Genomic DNA, 22,023 nt, shown 5'->3' with positions numbered 1-22,023 from the left:
GTCGGATCGGGTCCTCTACGTTAGTCCCCAGCAGACTGAGAGGTTGTGCGTTTCTAAGTTTTTTTTCGGGGAGTTGCGGTACCGTTCCCTCTCCTTTGGAGGTCGTGCAGTTTTTAAGTTGTGACTGCTGCGGTGTTTAGTTATCCCCCCCCTCTGCCGAGGTCGTCCGGTTTTTCAATCAACAACTAACAACTGCACGAACTCTTTGGGAGAGGGTCGAATGGGTCCGGTTCGGAATCCGAGGCCAGGGAAAAAGAGTTTCCTAAGAGCTGATTACTTTGCCTCCGCTTTTTTCTTAGTAAACCAGTTTTGTCGCTCGGTTCCCGACGCAATGCCATCGTCGTTGGTGTCTATCTCGGCAAAGTTGGATTCGACCTTCGCTTGGTTCCAGGGCCACCCGTTCTTCTCCCAATTCGCTTTCTCCTTTGCAATGTACTGTTGCTTCGGCCAATCCGTGCTGGCAGGAGTCGTCGTCGTTGAATCGCTGTTGAGTCGCCAAACTCGCACGTAATCGACAGACATATGAGTCGGGAAGCCATCGGCGGTTGTCTTGTCGGCAACAGGAGCCATTTCGCCGTCCTGGTAGGTCACAAACGGATAGCGAAGGCCGAGCGAAAGTGTGATATGCATCGGCAAGTGCCAATAAAGGTTCGGTTTGCGTCCGACCTCTTTGCCGTCGATGTACCAGACAATCTCTTCTTGAGTATTCTTGACTGCATAGACGTGATAGTCCTCGCGTGGATCCCAGGGCGAATCGAAATGTGTTTTGCAAAGCTCCGGTTGATTGTTGGGACGGCTCCAAACTCGCTTGCCATCTTTGATGAGCACCGTGTGCAAATTGCAGTCGATCCGATTGACCGGAAAGTGCTTCTTTGTCTCAAAGTCGTATTCACTCTGCTGCAACTCAACGACATCGATTTCTGAGTAAGCGACGGTCTCGCCATCGCTGGCAATGAAACGGTTTTGAGGGCCGATGCTGTAGAGCCAAAATGACGGGCAGGCTCCGGGATAGCGAGAGCAACCTTTGATGCGTGCTTCGAAATAGCCGTACGTGATCGTCTTGTCTAGCCGAGCCATGCCGGAGGTGTAGTACAATGGTGTTCCGCGTCGCTGATGATCTTTTTGCTCCATTCGCAGTTCCATCGCGCCGCCTTTTTGGACAACGTTCTCCGGTTCCCAACTCCAAGGTCCAAAGTCCTTTGAGTCGATGTTCCACTTGGTGAGGTCGATAGAGTCCTGATTGAACTCATCCGACTGGTCAGCGGCGAAGGTCATTTTGTTCGCTGCGAGACGTACATCACCTGTAGGAACAGGATCAGCCGCGAGTGTGGAAACCGAAGACGAAATAATCAAGATCGAAAGGAGAAATGGGTATTTCATAGGGGCATCCAACGAATGGATTGGTTTGTGAAATCATGGATCGAAATGATCCTGCATTTGTCGCAGTCGTCACAGGGACCACGCTCAATGTCTTGCATTTGTACTATCCGTTTTGATGAGTGTTGCGATCCCATGAAGGCTAACGGATCGACAACGGAAAGCTCGTCGTGTCGTCAGCGTCTTTGTCGGGATGGGTCGACGTCAACGAATAGCGGCTTCGCGAACTTGATGGTTCACTGCCTTGCTCAGCCAGTCTTGCTGCGGCGCGCGCGGCGTAGGCTTCTCGCTTTGCCTCCGCTCGTGCCAAACGAAATGGACGGACTCGTTCAAGGTACTCTTCTCGTTTTCGTCGTTGCTCCGCCGCCAATTGATTGGCGGTCCCATAGATTTGATTCTGAAGCATCGCCACACGCTGTTGATACGAATTCGCCATTTGCGACGTCGAAGACGGATAACCGGGGAAGTTCATCGCGGTCGATCCATAGGGGGTCAGCGAAGCGAGCGTCGAGTTGCTTCCGGTTGATGGCATGTTGCGACCGCCGCCACTACATTGAGCTTTTGCAGGTTGTGCTGAGAGAATGACAAGCATTCCGCTGATCGAGACAAGCGTCAGAGATTTGTAGATACCAGACATCAGGGATTCCCGTGCGAGAAAAGAGGCGTAGAAAGCGTGGTTCCGTATTCGGGTTCGAATCGACGAAACCGGGCTTACTCTTGTTAGGACCCTTTGATGGGGAAAGTGTCACGAAAATCGCGAAATGGACGGATCAGTTCACCAACAGGACGACTGCGGAATCCTTGTAATTGATCGTGAATCGGGTTCCATCGGCAGCAACGACGATGTTGCCGGGATTGCTGAACTCGCCGCTAACTTTCTTGGCGGTCAGGACGCTGTACGTTTTGCCCGGCGATGGTTGAAAACTGTCTATGAGATCCACGGCCAGTGTTCCTGAAAGCGTCGCCTCGCCAACAACCCGCAATGGGGAATTCCCTTTGCCGTTGAGCGCAACACGCAGCGTGGCGAGTGCGGATTGATGGTAGTCCGAAAGGACTTTGAAGTTCGGCTGGTTCGTACCCGATGGGGCGACCGTTCCGTGGTTGTACAACGTGGCGTCGATCGTTCCGCTGCCGTTGAGCGTGCCGCCGGCGTGAATGTCGATCCAGCGGAGCGACGAGACGGTGCCGTCGTTGACCGTCAGCATGGCGTTGGAAGCAACACGGATTTCATTGCGGCCCGTAAGGTTAACCGAGGGGCCAAGGACGAGAGACTGTGTCGTCGGCTTTCCCTGGTTGCCACGGATTTCGAGCCCGAGGAATTCAAGGTCTTTGTCGGCCAACGCAGTGTTGGATTCGTCTTCCGCGTTTTCGATCAATGCGGTCCACGACAACCGCGGAGCCCCGTCGTCGGATAGGTAGGTGATCCCGGCGTTGGTGTAGGCGTAATCAGACCAATGGTTGGGATTCGACGTCGTGGCACCGTTGCTGCCTGTCCATCGATGATAAGTATTGGCAAAGCCAGCCGGTTCCGTGACGCGTTCGCCAAGCAACAAGGCTTCGAGCTCCTTGACGATCTCGGGGTGGTCCGCGGCGATGTCGTTTGTTTCGGCGCGATCGGCTTCAAGGTCGTAGAGCTGAAGCGAAGATTTCTTGGACTGGATCAGCTTATGATTTCCACGGATAATCGATTGTCCGTTGCTGGCTTCGTGGATGATAAATTCACGTTTGCGCTGATGCCCCTCGCTGAGCAGCGTGGGAGCGATCGAAACGCCGTCAATACCGAGCGGGATGGGGGCGCCAGCGAGGTCGCAGAATGTGGGAAGCAGATCGGTAACATCGACGACCCTTTTGCTGTGAGTGCCCGCTTTCAAAGCGGAATCTGCCCTGATCTTTGCGGGCCAGCGCATGACGAGCGGGACACGAATGCCGCCTTCTTGAATTTGACCTTTGGTGCCACGAAGGCCGCCGTTTGCGTCGAGTTCGATTCGGTTGCTTCCACTCGGTCCGCCATTGTCACTCTGGAAGACGACCAACGTGTTCTCCGCAACGGAATCGGACGTATCACCATCGTGATTGGGATCCTCGAGTGCAGAGAGAATGTTGCCGAAGTGCGCGTCGATGCGTGTCACCATGGCCGCCCACTGCCGCGTTTGGTCAGCGAGCGATTTGAATTGGGGATCGTCCGCGTAAGCTTGATCCCAATCCGGCAGTGAGCTGATCTCACCGAAAGGAGCGTGAGGTATTTGCACGGCGAGCAGGCCGAAGAAAGGCTGCCCCGATTGATTGTAGTTGCGACCTTGGGCGCGGACAAAGTCGAGAGCCGCAAACGCGTAGGCGTCGTCGCAGTAGGCGGTCTTGGGATAGTCCACATCGTTTTGAAGAGCAGGCATGCTGGGATAGTTCGGCATGTTCCGATAGGCCGACAAAGAGTTGGGAACCAGCTCGATACCACCGATTGCGTCAGAGGAAGCGGGGGCGTGCCAGAGTGTCGGTTGAAAGAACGTGTGAGCACGGACGTGGTGCAGTTCGGCGAGCACATGTTGGTAGCCGTGCGAGGTTGGCAATGTTTGAACATTATCGATGACAGGGTCGACTTGATCCTTGGATCCACCATATCCCCATTTCCCCCAATACCCGGTGGCATATCCAGCCGCAGAGAGTGCGTCACCGATGAGAACATCATCGGCACGCATCGCTTTCTTGGCGTTATTGGGGTCATTGCGATCTGCGAAAGTGTGCCCTTGGTGAAAACCGGATTGCTGAGACGATCGCGCCGGTGAGCAGACGTGGCAACCGTAGCCGCGGGTAAAGTTGATCCCTTGCGCGGCGAGTTCGTCGAGGTTGGGGGTTCGGACATAGGGCTGGCCGTTGGCTTTACGCTGGGCTTGACCATTAGGGCCTATCGAGCCCCATCCCATGTCATCCACGTAGAAGTAAAGAATATTGGGGCGTTCCGCCTGGGCGAAACCAGGCCTTAGCACCAGGGCTGCGAAGAGGACGAGGGTGACGACCAACCCTTGGGTGAGGGAACGGTACGAGGGGAGGGGGGCATTCATGAAAATTCGGTTGGTTAGAAAATAGCGTGGCAAAACGATCTTTCCAGATGTCAGCAAGAAAGGCACATCAGGTCTGTTTCTTTTTCGCAGGTTGACGTTTGGGAACGCCGGGTCGCTCGGGTGACGGCACACCGGTGGGTCTTAACATTTCTGCCGTGGGACGTTGGTTCGCCGTTATCTCAGCGACGTGGGAATCGTAGGCAGTTTGCAGTCGCTTCACGACCTCAGGATGCTGAGAAGCAAGGTTGGTTGTTTCCCCGATATCGGCGACGGTGTCATACAACTGCACCGGATCCGGCGAAGGTTCCCAGTCGGCGTTGTCGCGACTCTGCTTCCCTTTGCCTTCCTGCCAAGGATAAAATTTCCACTTACCGCTGCGGACGGTACCGGGGCCGTGCATCAGCACGTAGGCTTCGTGTGGACTCTTGGCATTCTCTTCGCCGTTCATCAAAGGCCAAATGTCCTTGCCGTCAATTCGTCGCTTGGGCAATGCTCCGTCGCAGAGACCCGAAAGCGTCGGCATCATGTCGATCGATGCGGCCACTTCCGAGCAAACCGAATCCGCCGGAATTTTTCCCGGCCACCACATCAACGTTGGCTCACGAATCCCACCGTCGTAGACGCTGCCTTTCTTCGCTCGCAGTGGCAAGGACGAACCGACTGCTGCGCCGTTGTCACTCGTGAAGACAATCAGTGTCTCACCCGCGATTCCGGCCGCTTTGACCGTGTTTAGAATCTCGCCAACGGACCAATCGACTTCTTCAATTGCATTGGTAATCAGTGTGTTGTCTGGATTGTCAAATGCTTTGGATACCGCGAGCGGCAGGTGAACCATCGTGTGCGGCAAATACAAAAAGAAAGGTGCATCTCGTTCTTCGTTGATGAATCGAATCGCTTCTTCGGTGTAACGTTTGGTGATAGTGGTTTGATCGGCGGGATACTCAATCACTTCCTCGTTTCGAAGGATGGGCACAACATTCTTCGCTTTGTGGCCAGCGGTGAGATCCGCGAGCGTTAGCTGTTCACGAAGGACCACGTCCTTTGCAATTCGGTTTGCAGGATCAATCCACATGTCGTTGCTATAGGGAATGCCAAAATAGGAATCGAATCCCTGATACGTTGGCAAGCAAGGTGGCAGGTGCCCAAGATGCCACTTGCCGACACAAGCGGTTTGGTAACCAGCCGCTTTGAGCATGTCCGCAAGCGTCACCTCATCGGGATGCAATCCTCGGTCGCTGTTGGGGAACAACACCGGGGCCATGCTGAGTCGCTGGTAGTGACATCCGGTCATCAGTGCCGTTCGTGAACCGGAACAGACGGCGCAGCCGACGTAAAAGTCCGTAAACTTCATTCCTTCGGTTGCCATCTGGTCCAAGTTTGGCGTCTTTGGAACCGTTGCACCGTTGAAACCGACATCGCCGTAGCCCATGTCATCGATGAAAATCAGAATCACATTCGGACGAGGGGGCTTCGCGGCGTAAACGGTCGCAGAGCAACAAGCGAGAAAGGCAAATGGGATGGTCAGGAAACGAAGGCGGGCGGGAGTCATTGTGGCGGTTCCTGGATTTTGAATTCAAAGGATGGGTCTGGATTTTAGTGAATGCGCCGCATTCAATGTGTTTCCGTATTGGAACAGATTGCCATTTCTTCCAGAAAAATGACAATCCGCTCCAAAGAGATGACGGATGCGTCCGAGTTGCAGTTCGACAATGTCGGCAGCGGTGGAGCGATGGAAACGATTTCAAGCCTTGTCGGAGAAACGTTCGAACTGCAAATCCCCGGGGAACAGATGTCTGGCAAGCCGTCGGACCACACATGCAAAGTCCTACTTACCCTTGAATCCAAAGGGACGACGATTCAAGTGCCGTTGTCTGCGGAGCCCGATTCGGAAGGAAATTGGCTGGAGATGAAACTGGCCAGGGACTCTAAGTAAAGGTAGCTGCCATGTGTTATCCTGGGGCAGTTACAAACCGTAAAACGGCAATCGAAGAATCATCGCGTATTGAATCAAGGGGAACTGAAATAATGGTCACACGAATTTTCTGCGCATGGACGATTGCATGTTGTTGCTTTTCGGCAAGTGCCGATGCAGCCGGGTCCCGATTGCAGTTGACCTACGACGAACCTGCCGCAGAGTGGACTGACGCGTTGCCGGTGGGCAATGGATCGGTCGGTGCGATGGTGTTTGGTGGCGTGGAGCAGGATCGCATTCAGTTCAACCACGATACGCTGTGGGCGGGAAAACCGCGTTCCTATTCGCGAGCCGGTGCCGTTGAGTCGTTGCCAAAGATTCGGCAGTTGCTCTTTGCTGGAAAGCAGCTAGAAGCAGAGCAATTAGCGTCGGAGCGGTTCATGTCGCAGCCATTGCGACAGGCGCCTTACCAGCCGTTCGGGGATCTGTTGCTGGAGTTCGCCAATCTGGACGGTGTCTCGGATTACCAGCGATCCTTAGACCTGGACGCAGCGGTCGCGACGACCGTCTTCAAGTCGCAAGCGATCACCTACACGCGGACCGTGCTGGCAAGCCATCCGGATCGTGTGATTGCCGTTCGACTGGAAGCGGATCGCCCAGGAAAAATCAGTCTCACGGCACGACTGACAACACCCCATCAGACATCTTCAGCAACCAGTGCCTTAGACTCACGCACTTTGCGATTGTACGGAGTGGTGGATGACTTTGTTGACCAGCGTCGCGGGACTTTCTTTGAAGGGGTGACAAAGTTTGAGGCGCAGCTCCAGGCCAGGGCGGCCGGAGGCACCTTGCACGTTACCGATAGCGGTATTCAAGTGAGTGATGCGGATTCGGTGGTGTTCTATTTGGCGGCGGCAACGAGTTATGAAAACTACCAGTCTCTGGCAGCCGATCCTGCAGCCCAATGCAAGGCAATCTTAGAGGGAGTCAACGGGAAACCGTACCCGCAAATCTTAGCGGACCACCAGGCCGATCATCGGGCGTTGTTTCGACGTGTCGATCTTGATCTCGGTGGCGGTCATTCGCTCACCTCACCAACCAACGAACGGCTCAACCAATACCCGACCAACCCGGATCCCGATTTCGTGGCGCTGCTCTGCCAGTACGGACGCTACCTGTTGATCGCTTCGTCACGACCGGGTGGGCAGGCGGCGAACCTTCAGGGGCTGTGGAATGACAGCAAGAATCCGGCTTGGGATTCAAAATACACGATCAATATTAACGCAGAAATGAACTATTGGCCCGCGGAGCAGGCGAATCTGTCGGAATGTCATGAGCCGCTGTTCGACCTGCTCGATGATCTGGCGATCACCGGGGCTGAAGTGGCAAGGGATTTCTACGACGCCAAGGGCTGGGTCGTCCATCACAACACCGATGGTTGGCGAGGCGCCGCACCCATCAACGCCTCGAACCACGGGATTTGGCCGACGGGCGGGGCCTGGTTAAGCACCCACCTTTGGGAACGCTATCTGTTTACCGGCGACCAAGCATTTCTCGAGCAGCGTGCTTATCCGCTGATGAAGGGGGCAGCGGAATTCTTCCTGGACTATCTGATTGATGATCCTGAGTCCGAAACAGGCTGGCTCGTGAGCGGGCCGAGCAATTCACCGGAGCGTGGTGGACTCGTGATGGGGCCCACCATGGATCATCAGATTATCCGTTACTTGATGCTCGCTACGGCAGAGGCGGCTGACGTGCTCCAACGCGATGCCAAGTTTGCGGCGCAGCTGCGCTCCACCGCACAAAGGATTGCTCCCAACCAAGTCGGTGCGGAGGGACAGTTGAAGGAATGGCTGTATGTTGAGGATCCCTTGACCAACCATCGCCATGTTTCGCATCTGTGGGGGCTACATCCCGGAAACGAGATCACGCCGGACACTCCCACTCTTTTCGAGGCTTGCAAGAGGACGCTGGAACTCCGAGGTGATGAGGGAACCGGTTGGTCACGCGGATGGAAGGTGAATTTCTGGGCTCGTCTTCGCGATGGTGAACACATGGAACGAATCCTCACCGGCTTCTTTCAAAACTCCAGCCTGAAACGACAAGCCGGGTTCTACAACAACCTGTTTGACGCCTGCCCTCCTTTCCAGATCGACGGGAACTTCGGTCTGACCGCAGGGGTATGCGAAGCGTTGTTGCAATCGCACCGCCGTGACGCGAAGGGGAACGCGATTCTCGATTTGCTGCCAGCCCTACCGCCTGGTTGGCCAGAGGGCTCCGTTTCTGGTTTGCGTGCACGTGGTGGGTTCGAGGTCTCGATCCATTGGAAAGACGGAAAACTTGAGCAAGCAAAGATCAAGTCACTGAGGGGAAATCCGCTCGTACTGCAGACCCAAAATGGACCTCAAGTTTTTCACTCGGAAACAGAAATTGGCCAAACCTATTCATGGAGCGGGGCCGATTGATCCCCGCACGCGTCAGGATTACCTTCGAATGGGCCGAGAGGGAAGGTCCAATCAAAAAACCGAACTGCCCCGCTGACCTTTCAAAGGACTCGTTATGAAAATTGAATCTCTGTCGCTTGTGCTGCTGACCTGCTTCGTTGTCGCTGGATTGGAGGGCGCAAGGGCCGAAACCAGCAATCCCAATATCGTCGTGATCCTGGCGGATGACATGGGGTTCGGCGAATTGAAATGCCTGAATCCGGAAAGGGGAAAGATCGCAACGCCGCAACTCGATGCAATTGCCAAAAGTGGAATGATCTTCACCGATGCCCACAGCGGATCGTCGGTCTGCACCCCCACGCGATACGGCCTGATGACCGGACGCTATGCTTGGCGAACGCGTCTGCAAACCGGCGTGCTGAAGGGCGGCGAGTCGTTGATTGCGAAGGATACGTTGACGATCGCCAAGTTACTCAAATCCAAAGGCTATCACACCGCGATGATCGGCAAGTGGCATTTGGGAATGATGTTCGATGGTATTGAGAACAACAAGAAGGGTGCGGTGAAGCCGGGTGCCGTCGTGACGCATGGTCCGATCGATTTCGCTGGCTTTGATGTTTTTCACGGTTTTCATTACGCCCGCCAGATGGATCTGTGGATCGACAACGATAAGGTCACGCGGAACATCGAGGCTGTCGAGATGCTACCTTCTCTGACCGCGGCCGCGGTCGACTATATCGAGAGACGCAAGGGCATCGACCAACCGTTCTTTATGTATATCCCCTGGAACGCGCCTCATTCCCCGGTGGTTCCATCGGAGGATTGGAAAGGCAAAAGCGGCATCAATGATCACGCGGATTTTGTGATGCAAACCGACGACAGCTATGGCCAAGTGGTGCAGGCGTTGAAGGCGAACGGTTTCCTCCAAAACACCCTGATTCTTTGCAGTTCGGATAACGGAACCTCACCGTCGACGTCAGGGCTCAAACAGTTAAAGGCGGCCGGGCACTTTCCCAGTGCAAACCTTCGCGGCATGAAAGCCGACATCTGGGATGGAGGGCACCGCGTTCCGTTCTTGGTGTCGTGGCCGGGGCATGTCCAGCCGGGAAGCCGTTGTGATGACCTGGTCTGTCTAACCGATGTGATCGCAACGGTTGCCGATCTGACGGGCTACGAATTGGCGGAAAGCGACGCCGTCGATAGCTTCAGCTTCCTCTCGGCGTTGACGGGAACGAATCACGCTCCACGCACCGATGTCATTCATCATTCCATTAGCGGCTTTTTTTCGATCCGCCAAGGAAAGTGGAAATTGATCGCTTGCCCTGGTTCGGGTGGATGGTCGGCACCAAAAATCAAAGAGGCCGTGAAGGAAGCGGAGTCCAAGGGACTGCCGATGGTTCAGCTTTACGACATGCAGCAGGACATTGGTGAGCAGAACAATCTCGCCGAAGCGATGCCCGAAAGGGTGATGCGGCTGAGGGGACTGCTGGAGACCCAGATTGCCAGCGGACGGACGAACCCAGGTCCGAGGCAACAAAACGATGTGCCGATCGTGATCGAAAAATGGAAATCCGAGTAGGGTCACTTCCACCGTAGTTGTTTCACGCAACGAAACCGAATCCGATTTCGTAGCGTGCCCACGTGCTACTCATGTTCCTGCACGATGTCCAAATGGACTTCGCGCATCGGAAGCCAGAAATCGTTTTTTAGTTTCGGGTCGTTCGAGCGAACGATGTTCAAACTCACCTGCAGTTTCTTGAGCGCCGTATCGAATTGGCTCTTCGTACAAGCCAGTTCCGCGATTGCGCGTTTGCGTAGTGGTCCGGTGTAGGCGGGCTCCAGCCGGATGAACTCATGCACTTTCTGAGCGAGCGGATCCAACTCTCGGATCGGCTGAAACGCAGCGGGGTAATGCACGTTGCGGAAATGCTGCATTTCCATCAGCACCGCATCGCCGCCGGGAACCTTTCCATAGTACACGGCATCGGGATAGGTTTGCGGAATTCGAGTCTTCCAATCCCAAACCGCCACGATTTTCGGACTCCAGCCGCCCGCCTTGGGTTTCTTTTCTGACAGTCCCGTGTTGTCCCATAAGGAAGGATAGGGAGACTTTGTGCTGCCGAATACCGTGCAAACCTTGCTCTCCAATACGAATTGGTAGGCTTCATCAAATGTCTTGATCACGAATGGAATGCCTTGCATATTGGACGCTGGCTGCAAAACGAGGTGGCAGGGACCGTATCCCGCCTGGGAAGACGTTGATCTTACCAAAAACACAGCGGCGCTAGGCAAAACTCCTGAAATCCGAAAACACCCGCAATGCTATTTTTTTGGCAATCCAGGCTCGCACCCTCCGGCTCTCGCCTGTTCGACTACAATCTCTGAATCAAAACGTCGGGAAATGACTCCTTCCACTCCTCGTCCCCCCATGCCGCGATCTCCTTTCGCAACATGGCTTGCGTAACAGACACAGCACCCCAACAAAGCAATATCAAGAACATGAATCACGGCTTCCTTGCAATGCGAAAGAAATACCTGACTCTACTGTTGTTCACTTGCCTTTTGTCGTCAGGCTTGACGGCCCATTCGGCCAAAGCTGACGAACCCTTTCGCTTTGAGCCGAATGATGTCGTCGCCATTTATGGCAATGGTCTTGCCGACCGCATGCAACATGACCCTTGGGTCGAAACCGTTCTGCAGAGCCAGTTGAAGGGCATGAACGTTAGTTTCCGGAACATGAGCTTTTCAGGAGACATGGTGAACAAGAGACCTCGCAACAAGGGTTTCACGAACGATGCAGAGTACCTACAACACGTCGGGCCGGATGTTGTGTTCTCGTTTTACGGGTACAACGAGTCTTTTGCAGGACCCGATGGCGTGGATGCCTATCGCGCTGAATTGGTGAAGTTGGTTCAGCGTTATCGCGAGCTGCGGCAAGAAAAGAACAAGGAGCTTCGGTTTGTCCTGTTCAGTCCCATCGCCTATCAAAACACTGGCGATCAGAATCTACCGGATGGGGCACAACTGAACGCGAACCTGGCGGCCTATAGCGAAGCCACGCGACAGGCCGCAGCGGAAACGGGCACCACGTTTGTCGACCTTTTCTCGCCAACCCTTCAGCTCTTCGAATCCAGTTCCGAACGATTCACCATTAACGGTATTCACCTCAATGCGAACGGGTACCAAAGACTCGCGGGGATCATGTCGCAGGCATTGTTTGGCCAGGCTCCATCCGATGCAACATCACCCGACGAAGACCAACTTGCCCGCCTCTACGCTGCGGTCAAAGACAAAAATTGGCACTGGCACAATCGCTATCGTGCGACCGACGGCAACGATATTTGGGGTAGCCGATCTGGGTTGACCTTCGTTGGCGGCCAAAGCAATGCCGATGTCCTCAAGCACGAACTGGTCATACTCGACGTGATGACCGCCAATCGTGACAAGGCGATTTGGGCTGCTGCCGAGGGGAAGGAATATCTTGTCGACGATAGCAATGTCCCACCGCCCATCAAGGTGATTTCAAACGTGGGCGGGGGCAGCAAGAGCTCGAATGCCGAGAAGGAGGGCAGCGTCGAGTACATGAGTCCCGAGGAATCGATTGCGCAGATGATTGTTCCCGATGGCTATGAATTGAATGTCTTCGCATCGGAAGTGCAGTTTCCTGACCTGGCCAATCCCGTACAGCTGCAAGTCGATGCCAAAGGTCGGCTCTGGGCGGCAAGCTGGAACACGTATCCCAAATGGGAACCCGGTAAGGAAATGAACGACAGCCTGATGATCTTCGAGGACACCGACAAGGACGGCAAAGCGGATACTCGCAAGATCTTTTCTCACGTCCACAACCCGCTAGGATTTGAATTTTGGGGTGGTGGTGTTCTCGTCACCTCGGGGCCCGACCTCTTATTCTTGAAGGATACCGATGGAGACGACAAAGCGGATGTTCGTTACCCCATTCTGCAAGGACTTGGAACAGCCGATACGCACCACGCTGCGAATAATCTCGTCTACGGCCCCGATGGTGGGATCTATTGGCAAAGCGGCATTTTTCTGGTGCATAACCACGAAACACCATGGAAACAGAACCTCAATGTGGGTGAATCGGGGATGTACCGTTTTGATCCTCGCACCTTTGCCATCACGCCGCACGCGGCCAACTCGCCAAATCCTCATGGCACCAGCTTTGACTACTGGGGATATTGCTATGCCAACGATGGGACGGGCGGCCGATCGTATCAAGTACGTCCTGAAGGCAAGGGATTTAAGATGCACACCCTTTTGACCAAGGAATTCCGTCCCGTAGCGGCGAATGCGGTTTTGTCGTCGCAGCACTTCCCGGAAGCGTTACAGGACGACTTCCTGATTTGCAACACGATCGGATTCCTGGGCGTCAAACAGTATGATCTTGATCGCGAAGGGAATGGCGAGGACAGAGAGTTCGGACACGTCTGGGGAACTCCTGGCCTTGAATTGATCAACAGCGAAGATCGCAACTTCCGTCCAACCGATGCAGTCATCGGCGAAGACGGGGCCTTGTATGTTGCCGACTGGCACAACGCGATCATTGGCCACATGCAGCACAACATTCGTGACCCCAACCGCGACCATGCGCACGGTCGCATCGTCCGCTTGACCGTGAAAGGACGACCGCTGCAAGAGCCCGTCAAGATCCATGGACAGCCCATTGCGGCGCTGTTGGAAAACCTCAAGCACCCGGTCAACGGTGTTCGCCACCGGACCCGAGTCGAGCTAAGCGCTCACGACTCGGACGCCGTGATTGCTGCGACTCAGCGGTGGATGAAGGACTTTGATCCCAATGATGAAATCGAGGCCCATCATCTTCTTGAAGCGTTGTGGCTGCACCAGCAGCATGGCGTTCGTAACGAAGAACTGTTGAATGTGCTCTTGCGTTCGGACGTCAAACACGCAGTCGTTGCTGCGGAGACGGTCAAGCATTTTTGGTACAACGTGGATGCAAAAGGAGCCAGCGAATTTGCGACCCCAGCCGAAGTGGAATTCGTAAAATTTGATCCTCCGAAGCACCTCAGTCGTGATGACAAAAAGGTGTACAAGCTCGGTGCCGAGGTTTACCAACGAGAATCGCACTGCGCGACCTGCCATTTGGCACACGGCAAAGGAAGCGCAAACGTCTATCCCCCGCTTGCGGGTAGTCCCTGGGTAAACGGCAGCGAAGAGCGGCTGATCAAGATGACCTTGCACGGTCTGTGGGGAAAAATGACGGTCAATGGAAAAACCTACGACCCGGCACGGGGCGTTCCACCCATGACCGCCTTTCGCTCCTTGCTAAACGACGAAGAACTGGCAGCGGTGCTGACGTTTGTGCGCAATACTTGGGGCAATCAGTCATCGCCCATCCGTCCTGCTAGCGTCAAGCAAGTTCGCGAGCAGACGATCGACCGATCGACATTTTGGAAACCAGAGGACCTGCTGGCAGAGCACCCTTTGGAAGAGGCCTATGCAGCAAGCGATGCTGCGACGGAAACGGAAGACTTTTCCAACGAAGCCTTGGAGCTGGAACTGCTGAATACATCGTCGGCCGAATTGGCGAACGCTGCAATGGAGCGAGGAAATACGGGGCGAGGCAAGAAGCTCTTCTACGAATCGGCCGCAGCTTGCTTCGCATGTCACGATCCTCCGCAGGGTGCAGCTCGACTTGGGCCCGACTTGGCAATGATCAAGACCAAGCTGACGGCCGAGGAACTGGTCGATTCCATCCTGCGTCCTTCAAAACTCATCAATCAAGACTACGCTCAAGTCAGCGTGCTAACCGTCGATGGCAAGGTCAAAACGGGCATTCGAGTTTCGGAAACCGAGGACGAAATGGTCTTGCAAAATCTGGCCGAACCTGAACCGGTAACGATCATGCAGGAGGACATTGAAGACTTGGTCGAGTCGAAGGTTTCCTTGATGCCAGAGAATTTGACCCGGCAATTGAAGAGCCGCGGGGAGTTCGACGACCTGATGAAGTACATCATCGAAATCAGAAAGCGTTAACTCCAGCGAATCGATCTTGATTGAGGATCAAGCGGTTAAAGAGGGTAGCCGGCGGTAAGGTGCAGCACCACAGCCGGCTTGTCGAGAAAAATGCCCCCTTCGATTGCTGCCGAACAGCGGCAAGACAGGCGAGAACCTATTCGGATGCTCGTTTCTCGTCGCTCAAGCGGACAAACGGGCGAAGCTGTTTCGACAATTCTTCGACCGTCGCCGCTTCTCGGTCATCGTTGGCCAAGTTGATCACTTCCCCCGGGTCGACCGAGTGATCGTACAGTTCGCGTCCCGCTTTCCCTTCGAGCCATTCGGTGTAGCGGTATCGCTCGGTGCGTATCGAATAGCCCCACGCGTTCTTGTTGTGCCAAATTTGAGTGACGGCGGGCTTCGTCCAATCGGCTCGACTTGGATCTTCAAGTAGTGGTCGCAACGATGCGCCTTCCAAGCGACCGGGCGATTTCAAGCCACACAAGTCGGCCAGCGTCGGATAAAGGTCAAGCAACTCGACAGGTTTGATTGTCGATGCATCCCTCTTCATTCCCGGCGCAGCAATGATCATCGGCATCTTCGCAGATCGCTCAAACGCCTTTCGTTTGAACCAGAGGCCTTTCTCACCGAGGAAATAGCCATGGTCGGACCAGAACACGATGATGGTGTTCTCCATTAGCTCGTCTTCTTCGAGCGCATCGAGCAGTCGCCCAATCTGGGCGTCAACGAAAGAATTGCATGCGTAGTAGGCTTGCTTGCACTTGCGGGCTTCCTCGACAGTCACATCCTTGAAATAGTACGGCCAGTTTTTCGCGTCTCGCTGAATAGCCATCGGTGGCACGTCCGCGAGATCTTTCTTCGCTTCATCGAGATCGGGGATCGCGATCTCGTTGAGCGGATACAGGTCAAAATACTTCTTTGGCGCGACGTAGGGGCAGTGTGGGTTGAAGAATCCCGCAGCCAGGAAGAACGGCTCATCCTTCTTTTGGTGGATCAACTCGATGATCTTCGACGCAACCATCCCATCGGTGTGTTCTTCGTCGCGGCTGACCGGATCCCACCACGCCATTGAAATGCCGAGACCCGCGTTTTGCCGGCCAAATCCGTAGCGAGTGATTTGGTCTTCCTGCAAACTATCGATGCCTCGCGGGTTGTAGCGTTCGTCCCAGCTGGCTGGGTCATCATTGGCATCGGTGCCGATCTGGCTGGGGTTCCCATAGTGAAAGATCTTACCCGCCCGCGCCGAAAAATACCCGTTGTTTCGAAACAGCTGTCCCAGCGTCACAACATCGGGATTCTTGTCGCGAAGTTCGTGCGCCAGTGTGTGCATATCGAGAGTATCCGGACGCAATCCGGTCATGATGCTCGCTCGACTCGGACCACATAAAGGCTGCTGACAATATGCCCGGTCGAAACGCACGCCGCGCTGCGAAAGCCGCTCCAAATTCGGCGTCTTGACTTGGGCATTACCGAACGCACTCAGATCGCAATTCATGTCATCGGCAGCGATGAACAAGACGTTGGGGGGGGCCGCAGCAGATGCCGGCGCGGGACCGCTTGCGAACACGAAGGCCAGCGAGATCAGCACGATGCACTTGAGGTGAGACATGAATTTCGTTTCCAATCGTTGTGGTTTTTGGCACATCCTAACCCTCTCGGTTTCTCAAGTCAAAAAGATGGCGATTAAGATATGCAACCCTAACGGGCAAGCAGTTTGATTGGAACGTTCATCGGCTCGATGCTTTTCTTTCAGACGAAATCGACGGATCGCGATTCCGTGGGGTACCTGCCGGAACACAATGAGTTGCGAGTCGAAAAAAGGGGACGGGGGTTGTTTTCATTCGGTCACCTTCTTTCTTGGGCGTCCCAAGGGACGAAGGGTAAACCAAAGCCCACTCTTCTCCGCCGTTTCTTCGATCCATTCGGTGCTTCCATAGGGACGCCCTCGGTCGACGCAAACTCGTAGTGCCCTGAGTTCTTTCTCAGAAAGAGCTTCATTGACCCGTGCAATCCAATTGGGAAGCCTTGCGATGGGCCAAGGAGACAATATACGAGGAACTGGTTCGCTTGGTTGGTTCCAGCGGTATAGCGAGCCATGCTTCCATAACTGCGATCGACTGACGAGTTTCGCTCGAACTGGATTGCGTTCGATATAACGACAGACAACGTAGAAGTGGGCGTCATCCTGGATAGGAAAGCTCTTAAAGCGGGACTGATATAAATGCCCCTCCCCTCGGGTGTCGTAGTGACCATGGTAACGCAAGGTATGAGTCGCAGTCACCCACCGCAGTAATTTCCCCATCTGACCATCACGATTCGGACGCAGTAATAGGTGCCAATGATTTGGCATCAACGTAAATGAGAACAGGTTAACGTCATATTTCTCAAGGCCCTCATGCAGCACGCGGACGAACGCTTCATAGTCCTGATCTTTATGAAAGATCTCCTGCCTGGCGTTCCCACGGTTCAGAGCATGATAAATCGCACCCGCCTCATCGGCACGTTTTTGTCTTGGCATTGGCTTTCCTTGTCATAAAAAACCGGTTTATCGACCTAACTTGTGAAAACGACCCCCGTCCCCTTTATTGAGCGTGTAGCGATTGGGATCGTATCCTGCTTCACGGCGTTTGCCTTCGAGCTGTTTTTTTAGTCGCTCGCACTGGGCGGCATGGTCGGGGTTGTTTGCCAGATTGTTGAATTCGCCTGGGTCGTTGGTCAGGTCGTACAGTTCCTGTCCGCTCTGCCCGTAGCCCCACTGCGTGTAACGCCACTGATGGGTGCGGATTGATTCGCCTCCGCTTCGGCTGATCGTAAAGGCGAGGTCCTTGCCCCAGTCTTGGGAAGCGGGGTCCCTGAGCAGGGGGACGAGGCTTTCGCCCTGCAATCCGGCCGGCGGTGTTAACCCGGCCAGTTCTGCCACCGTGGGATAGAGATCCACGAGTTCTGTCAGATGCTGTGTGGCTTGGCCGTGTCGGTTCTTGATCCACGGCACGCTGAAGATAAAGGGTACGCGCGTGGCCTCTTCGAAGAGATGCTGTTTTTGGTATTTGTCGTGATGTCCCAACAGGTAGCCGTGATCGCTGGTAAACACGACGATGGTATTCTCCTTCAAACCCAGTTCTTGGATCGCATCCAGCACGCGTCCGACCTGCGCATCCATATAGGAAACGCTGGCATAGTAGGCTTCGAGCAAACCCTTGTGCGCAGCTGGCGTGATACCATAGCTGTTGTTGCTTTTGTAGTGACGGATGATCTCCGGGACATCATCGAGGTCGCCCTCCGGCACAACGGGCGCAACCATGGATTCACGGTCGTAGCGTTCAAAATACGTTGCAGGTGCCACCAACGGAACATGTGGCCGCACGAAACCGCAGGCCAGGAAAAAGGGTGTTTCCTGATTGCGTTTCAAAAACTCGATCGCCGCCTCCGCTGCCATGCCGTCGGCGTGCTCCAGATCGCCGCCGACTGCTTCAACACTGGTAAAGGACTGTGAACCTGTTTCATTGGGGGACCAATTATGCTTCTTCCCCATCGCGTGATGTTCCGGTGCCTTGATATTGACCACCTCGTCCCAGGATTGCGGATCGTCGTGTTCGGCCGTTCCAGCAATGATTTCCGGTGGAATTCCCATGTGATAGATTTTGCTGACCCGTCCAACGCGGTACCCATTTTGGCGGAACAGCTGCGACAAGGTAACGACGTCTGGCATGTTTTCTCGCAGGTCGCCGCTGTTACCGAGCATGCCGTTGGTATAGGGATAGAGCCCGGTCATCAGCGAAGCACGTGAAGCGCCGCAAACGGGATACTGACAATGCATGTTTTCAAAACGCACTCCATCACTCACCAACCGATCCAGCATCGGCGTCTTGCATTGTGGATGCCCGAACCCGCTCAGAGCCGTATTCAAATCGTCAGACATCAGTAGCAGGACGTTCGGCTTCCGTTCTGCTGCAATACCATCGGTAAGACCAAGCGTGGCACATGCAAACGCCCCCACCATCAACCAGACTGAATTCTTCATACAAGAAAACTCCAAGTACATATTTTGCGACAGGCATAAGAAACACTTCGTGTCGTCAACAATCATCAACATGCATTTGAGACGACGAAATGAGAGCTGGCAACGAAGCAGGACGCCAAGATAACCCATCGTATGAATGACGTGCAAACACTTTCGTCAGCCCACCCGATGGCGAAAAGGATCGGATCCAAGGCTTTCCAACTGCAAAATGCAAAATAATTGCGTGCAATCGCATCGGGTGACGGATCTTGAGCCGACGGACTTGTACAATCGAAACGTGTCGGATGACTACCAAAGGTATTCACGAAGTGGTTCCATCAACATCCGTGTTGTATGATGGCCCAACGAACTGCCCTGCGTTTGTCCAACGAGGGCGGCACGGGACAAAAAGGGTGTGAGCGGCGAGATGCTCTCCGTCGACCACACATGGGCAATGGTTAGCCCTCCGATCCTTTGACTCTTTTACAAACGGGAACGATTTTGATGACTCGCGTACTCTTCTGCATGTTACTTGCCGTGACGATCGGCCCTTGCTTCGTATCGGCTGAAGACACCGAGGCAATGTATCGTCGCTTGCCGGTGTCGGAATATCGAGACAAGATGGCGGCCGGTTGGCTCGGCCAAATGATTGGTGTCGGTTGGGGCGCGCCGACAGAGTTTAAGTTCAAAGGACAGATCATTCCCGACGAGCATGTGCCGAAATGGGCGCCCGAACGCATCAATCAATACAACCAAGACGATATCTATGTCGAGATGACGTTTCTTCGATCGATGGAGCAGTACGGATTTGACGTGTCGATCCGCCAAGCCGGCATCGACTTTGCGAATAGTGGCTACAGACTTTGGCACGCGAATGTTTTCGGCCGTGAGAATCTACGGTCCGGGATCGCGCCACCCGACTCGGGTCATCCAAAGTACAACTCGCATGCCGACGACATCGACTACCAGATCGAGGCAGATTATTCCGGGCTGATCGCACCGGGCATGCCCAACGTCGGGATCGAGCTTGGCGAGAAATTTGGTCGTCTGATGAATTACGGTGACGGGCTCTATGGCGGGCAGTTCGTGGCCGGGATGTATGCCGAGGCGTTTTTCGAGGACGATCCGAAAAAGGTGGTCGAAGCGGGGCTCGCTTGTATTCCCGCCGCCAGCCAGTTCGCCGAAGCGATCCGCGATACGATTCGTTGGCACGGCGAAAATCCCGATAATTGGAAAGCCGTATGGAAGCTTATCGAAGCGAAGTATCAAGACAATCCCGCTTACCGGCGTTTCTCTTGCTCCGATAGTGATTTCAACATCGACGCCAAAATCAACGCCGCGTATATCGTGATGGGGTTGCTCTTCGGAGAGCGAGACATCGAACGAACAACCGTCATTTCGATGCGTTGCGGGCAAGATTCCGATTGCAATCCGTCTAGCGCGGCAGGCGTACTGTGCACCATGATCGGCGTTGACCGGTTGCCGAGCCAGTATACATCGGCCTTGGATCGTACGCCCAAGTTCAGCCATACGGAGTACGATTTTGATGGATTGTTGGACGTCTGCGAAAAGCTGGCACGCCAGGCAGTCGTCCAGCAGGGGGGCCGAATTGAAAAGGACACAGCTGGCAACGAGATTTTTGTGGTTCCAGTGAAACGGCCGAAACCGACGGCCTTGGAGCAGTGCTGGGAACCGGGCCCCGCCAGCGGAAGTCGGTTTACCGAAGACGAAATGAGTCAGATCAAGGTTGCTCCAAAAAACTGAACCCTCCCGATTTCACAAGTTGCACAACGAATCTACGCTGCATTTGTTCTCACCCTCTACCTGTTGCCTGTCGCCGTGCTCGATCCGAATGACGATCGGAACGGTGAAAACGAACCAAAAGAAGAGTATTATGAAACCAATTCGACTACTTTTTACCGTGGCTTTTGTTGGGCTGCTGGGAGCCTTTTCCTCAGCGACATTGCAAGCCGAGAAAACTCGAGTGCTATTTGACTCCGATGCGAACAACGAGCTGGACGACCAACATGCACTCGCCTACCTGTTGTTCAATGGAGACGCCTTCGAAATCGAAGGGATCGCAGTCAATCGCACAAAGAATGGAGGCAATGTCAGCAAACACCGAGAAGAAGCCGAGCGTGTTGTCAAACTGTGTGATCTGCATCCAAAAGTCAAAGTTTATACGGGCGCGAATGGAGAGTTCGAGGACATCAAGAACAACACGGACCAACCCACCTACGACGGAAAGGAAGCAGTTGATTTAATCATCCAACGCGCGCATGCAACCGATGATCGACGTCTGGTTTTGCTGCCGGTTGGGAAATTGACGACCATTGCCCTCGCTTTGAAGAAGGACCCGACCATCATCCCACGAGTCCGAATTGTCTGGCTCGGATCGAACTACCCCGAGCCGGGTGAATACAACCAAGTGAATGATGAGCCCTCACTAAACTCGATCTTGAACACAGACGTTGATTTTGAGATCGCCTTGGTGCGGTACAGCAAACCGTCAGGAACCGACGCTGTCCGCGCCACGCTGGAAGAGATCCGAACCCTCATGCCTGGCCAGGGACCTCAAGTGGCCCCACCGGTCATGGGACGTCACGGCAAATCGTTTACTTGCTTTGGTGATTATTCAGTAGATCTGTTTGAGAACATCACGTTGCATGGGGATCCTCCCTCGCGTGCCTTGTTTGACATGGCCGCGGTTGCCATCGTCAAAAATCCTAGCTGGGCGACGCCGAGAACGATCCCTGCCCCAATACTAAAAGACGGCAAATGGGTAGAGCGGCCTGAGAACCCACGCAAGATCATCCTCTGGGAGAACTTCGATCGGAATGCGATCATGCAGGACTTCTACCATTCAATGAGGCACTATCAGCTGACCGATTGAGTTACGATCCCTCCTGCCCCCTCTTCTCAAACGGACTCCAAGTGGGAAGCGGGCTAACTCGGGTTATTCATCAGTCCAAACATGTTCCCCGTAACCCTTTATAGGCCCATGGCTTACATCGTTTGAGAAGTAAGCATTCGCGGAAGTTGTGGTGAGAGCGAGTTGATCTGGCGGTGAGTGGCGGGATTCTCTATTTGGGGGTGCATGAGTGCTTCGATTTTAGAATCTCAGTCGGTTGATGAACGTCTAAGGTCACTGACGACCTTGGTCGAGGAGCTGATGCAGGAAGTTAGCGACCTGCGATCAGAAAACGCGGATCTGCGACAGCAGGTCCGCGAGTTGCG

Annotated in this window: 14 protein-coding genes; 6 read left to right on the top strand and 8 right to left on the bottom strand. The window is 54.4% G+C overall.

Annotated features, from left to right (window positions below; genetic code table 11):
- Positions 1-273 precede the first annotated feature (273 nt).
- The 4 genes from Poly41_RS32365 to Poly41_RS32350 all read right to left on the bottom strand — a co-directional run bounded on the left by Poly41_RS32365 (position 274) and on the right by Poly41_RS32350 (position 5,982).
- A complete protein-coding gene (locus Poly41_RS32365) occupies positions 274-1,380 on the bottom strand; it encodes a kappa-carrageenase (protein ID WP_146531518.1) in 1,107 nt (368 codons plus the stop codon).
- 139 nt (positions 1,381-1,519) lie between these two features.
- Entirely contained in the window at positions 1,520-2,014 is a 495-nt protein-coding gene (locus Poly41_RS32360; protein WP_146531517.1) for a hypothetical protein, read from the bottom strand.
- Positions 2,015-2,147: 133 nt separating this feature from the next.
- Positions 2,148-4,433 (bottom strand): sulfatase-like hydrolase/transferase, encoded by a 2,286-nt coding sequence (locus Poly41_RS32355; RefSeq protein WP_146531516.1) that lies wholly within the window; start codon positions 4,431-4,433, stop codon positions 2,148-2,150.
- 67 nt (positions 4,434-4,500) lie between these two features.
- Positions 4,501-5,982 (bottom strand): sulfatase family protein, encoded by a 1,482-nt coding sequence (locus Poly41_RS32350; protein WP_146531515.1) that lies wholly within the window; start codon positions 5,980-5,982, stop codon positions 4,501-4,503.
- Positions 5,983-6,090: 108 nt separating this feature from the next.
- Here Poly41_RS32350 and Poly41_RS32345 point away from each other — a divergent pair, with 108 nt between their 5' ends.
- From Poly41_RS32345 to Poly41_RS32335, 3 genes are all read left to right on the top strand, one after another.
- A complete protein-coding gene (locus Poly41_RS32345; RefSeq protein WP_146531514.1) occupies positions 6,091-6,366 on the top strand; it encodes a hypothetical protein in 276 nt (91 codons plus the stop codon).
- 92 nt (positions 6,367-6,458) lie between these two features.
- Positions 6,459-8,810, top strand: coding sequence for a glycoside hydrolase family 95 protein (locus Poly41_RS32340; RefSeq protein WP_146531513.1), 2,352 nt, complete (start codon positions 6,459-6,461; stop codon positions 8,808-8,810).
- Between the two features lie 94 nt (positions 8,811-8,904).
- Positions 8,905-10,368, top strand: coding sequence for a sulfatase family protein (locus tag Poly41_RS32335; protein WP_146531512.1), 1,464 nt, complete (start codon positions 8,905-8,907; stop codon positions 10,366-10,368).
- A gap of 65 nt (positions 10,369-10,433) precedes the next feature.
- Here the strand turns inward: Poly41_RS32335 and Poly41_RS32330 are convergent, their stop codons facing one another.
- Entirely contained in the window at positions 10,434-10,973 is a 540-nt protein-coding gene (locus tag Poly41_RS32330; RefSeq protein WP_146531511.1) for an AlkZ-related protein, read from the bottom strand.
- A 315-nt stretch (positions 10,974-11,288) separates the two neighbouring features.
- On the opposite strand from Poly41_RS32330, the gene Poly41_RS32325 reads away from it, so the two are divergent.
- Complete coding sequence (locus Poly41_RS32325; protein WP_390621517.1) at positions 11,289-14,804, top strand: PVC-type heme-binding CxxCH protein; 3,516 nt, start codon at positions 11,289-11,291, stop codon at positions 14,802-14,804.
- Between the two features lie 136 nt (positions 14,805-14,940).
- On the opposite strand, the gene Poly41_RS32320 is transcribed toward Poly41_RS32325, so the two are convergent.
- The 3 genes from Poly41_RS32320 to Poly41_RS32310 form a co-directional block, all read right to left on the bottom strand.
- A complete protein-coding gene (locus Poly41_RS32320) occupies positions 14,941-16,395 on the bottom strand; it encodes a sulfatase (RefSeq protein ID WP_146531510.1) in 1,455 nt (484 codons plus the stop codon).
- A gap of 228 nt (positions 16,396-16,623) precedes the next feature.
- A complete protein-coding gene (locus Poly41_RS32315; protein WP_146531509.1) occupies positions 16,624-17,304 on the bottom strand; it encodes a transposase in 681 nt (226 codons plus the stop codon).
- A 27-nt stretch (positions 17,305-17,331) separates the two neighbouring features.
- Positions 17,332-18,807 carry a sulfatase gene (locus Poly41_RS32310; protein ID WP_197231942.1) on the bottom strand — a complete coding sequence of 492 codons (1,476 nt, stop codon included), beginning with the start codon at positions 18,805-18,807 and terminating at the stop codon, positions 17,332-17,334.
- Between the two features lie 483 nt (positions 18,808-19,290).
- On the opposite strand from Poly41_RS32310, the gene Poly41_RS32305 reads away from it, so the two are divergent.
- Positions 19,291-20,550 carry an ADP-ribosylglycohydrolase family protein gene (locus Poly41_RS32305; RefSeq protein WP_146531507.1) on the top strand — a complete coding sequence of 420 codons (1,260 nt, stop codon included), beginning with the start codon at positions 19,291-19,293 and terminating at the stop codon, positions 20,548-20,550.
- 130 nt (positions 20,551-20,680) lie between these two features.
- On the top strand, positions 20,681-21,679 hold the full coding sequence (locus Poly41_RS32300) for a nucleoside hydrolase (protein ID WP_146531506.1): 999 nt from the start codon (positions 20,681-20,683) through the stop codon (positions 21,677-21,679).
- Positions 21,680-22,023 lie beyond the last annotated feature (344 nt).

Origin of the sequence: Novipirellula artificiosorum (assembly GCF_007860135.1) — a bacterium.
In the GTDB taxonomy this organism is placed as follows: Bacteria; Planctomycetota; Planctomycetia; order Pirellulales; family Pirellulaceae; genus Novipirellula_A; species Novipirellula_A artificiosorum.
The sequence above is the reverse complement of the archived record's forward strand: the minus strand, read 5'-3'. Positions and strand labels throughout refer to the sequence as shown.

Coding starts and splice junctions, on each gene's coding strand:
- Poly41_RS32335 (WP_146531512.1), top strand. CDS start 8,905: ATGAAAATTGAATCTCTGTCGCTTGTGCTGCTGACCTGCTTCGTTGTC.
- Poly41_RS32345 (WP_146531514.1), top strand. CDS start 6,091: ATGACAATCCGCTCCAAAGAGATGACGGATGCGTCCGAGTTGCAGTTC.
- Poly41_RS32315 (WP_146531509.1), bottom strand. CDS start 17,304: ATGCCAAGACAAAAACGTGCCGATGAGGCGGGTGCGATTTATCATGCT.
- Poly41_RS32365 (WP_146531518.1), bottom strand. CDS start 1,380: ATGAAATACCCATTTCTCCTTTCGATCTTGATTATTTCGTCTTCGGTT.
- Poly41_RS32340 (WP_146531513.1), top strand. CDS start 6,459: ATGGTCACACGAATTTTCTGCGCATGGACGATTGCATGTTGTTGCTTT.
- Poly41_RS32320 (WP_146531510.1), bottom strand. CDS start 16,395: ATGTCTCACCTCAAGTGCATCGTGCTGATCTCGCTGGCCTTCGTGTTC.
- Poly41_RS32305 (WP_146531507.1), top strand. CDS start 19,291: ATGACTCGCGTACTCTTCTGCATGTTACTTGCCGTGACGATCGGCCCT.
- Poly41_RS32325 (WP_390621517.1), top strand. CDS start 11,289: ATGAATCACGGCTTCCTTGCAATGCGAAAGAAATACCTGACTCTACTG.
- Poly41_RS32355 (WP_146531516.1), bottom strand. CDS start 4,433: ATGAATGCCCCCCTCCCCTCGTACCGTTCCCTCACCCAAGGGTTGGTC.
- Poly41_RS32300 (WP_146531506.1), top strand. CDS start 20,681: ATGAAACCAATTCGACTACTTTTTACCGTGGCTTTTGTTGGGCTGCTG.
- Poly41_RS32310 (WP_197231942.1), bottom strand. CDS start 18,807: ATGAAGAATTCAGTCTGGTTGATGGTGGGGGCGTTTGCATGTGCCACG.
- Poly41_RS32360 (WP_146531517.1), bottom strand. CDS start 2,014: ATGTCTGGTATCTACAAATCTCTGACGCTTGTCTCGATCAGCGGAATG.
- Poly41_RS32350 (WP_146531515.1), bottom strand. CDS start 5,982: ATGACTCCCGCCCGCCTTCGTTTCCTGACCATCCCATTTGCCTTTCTC.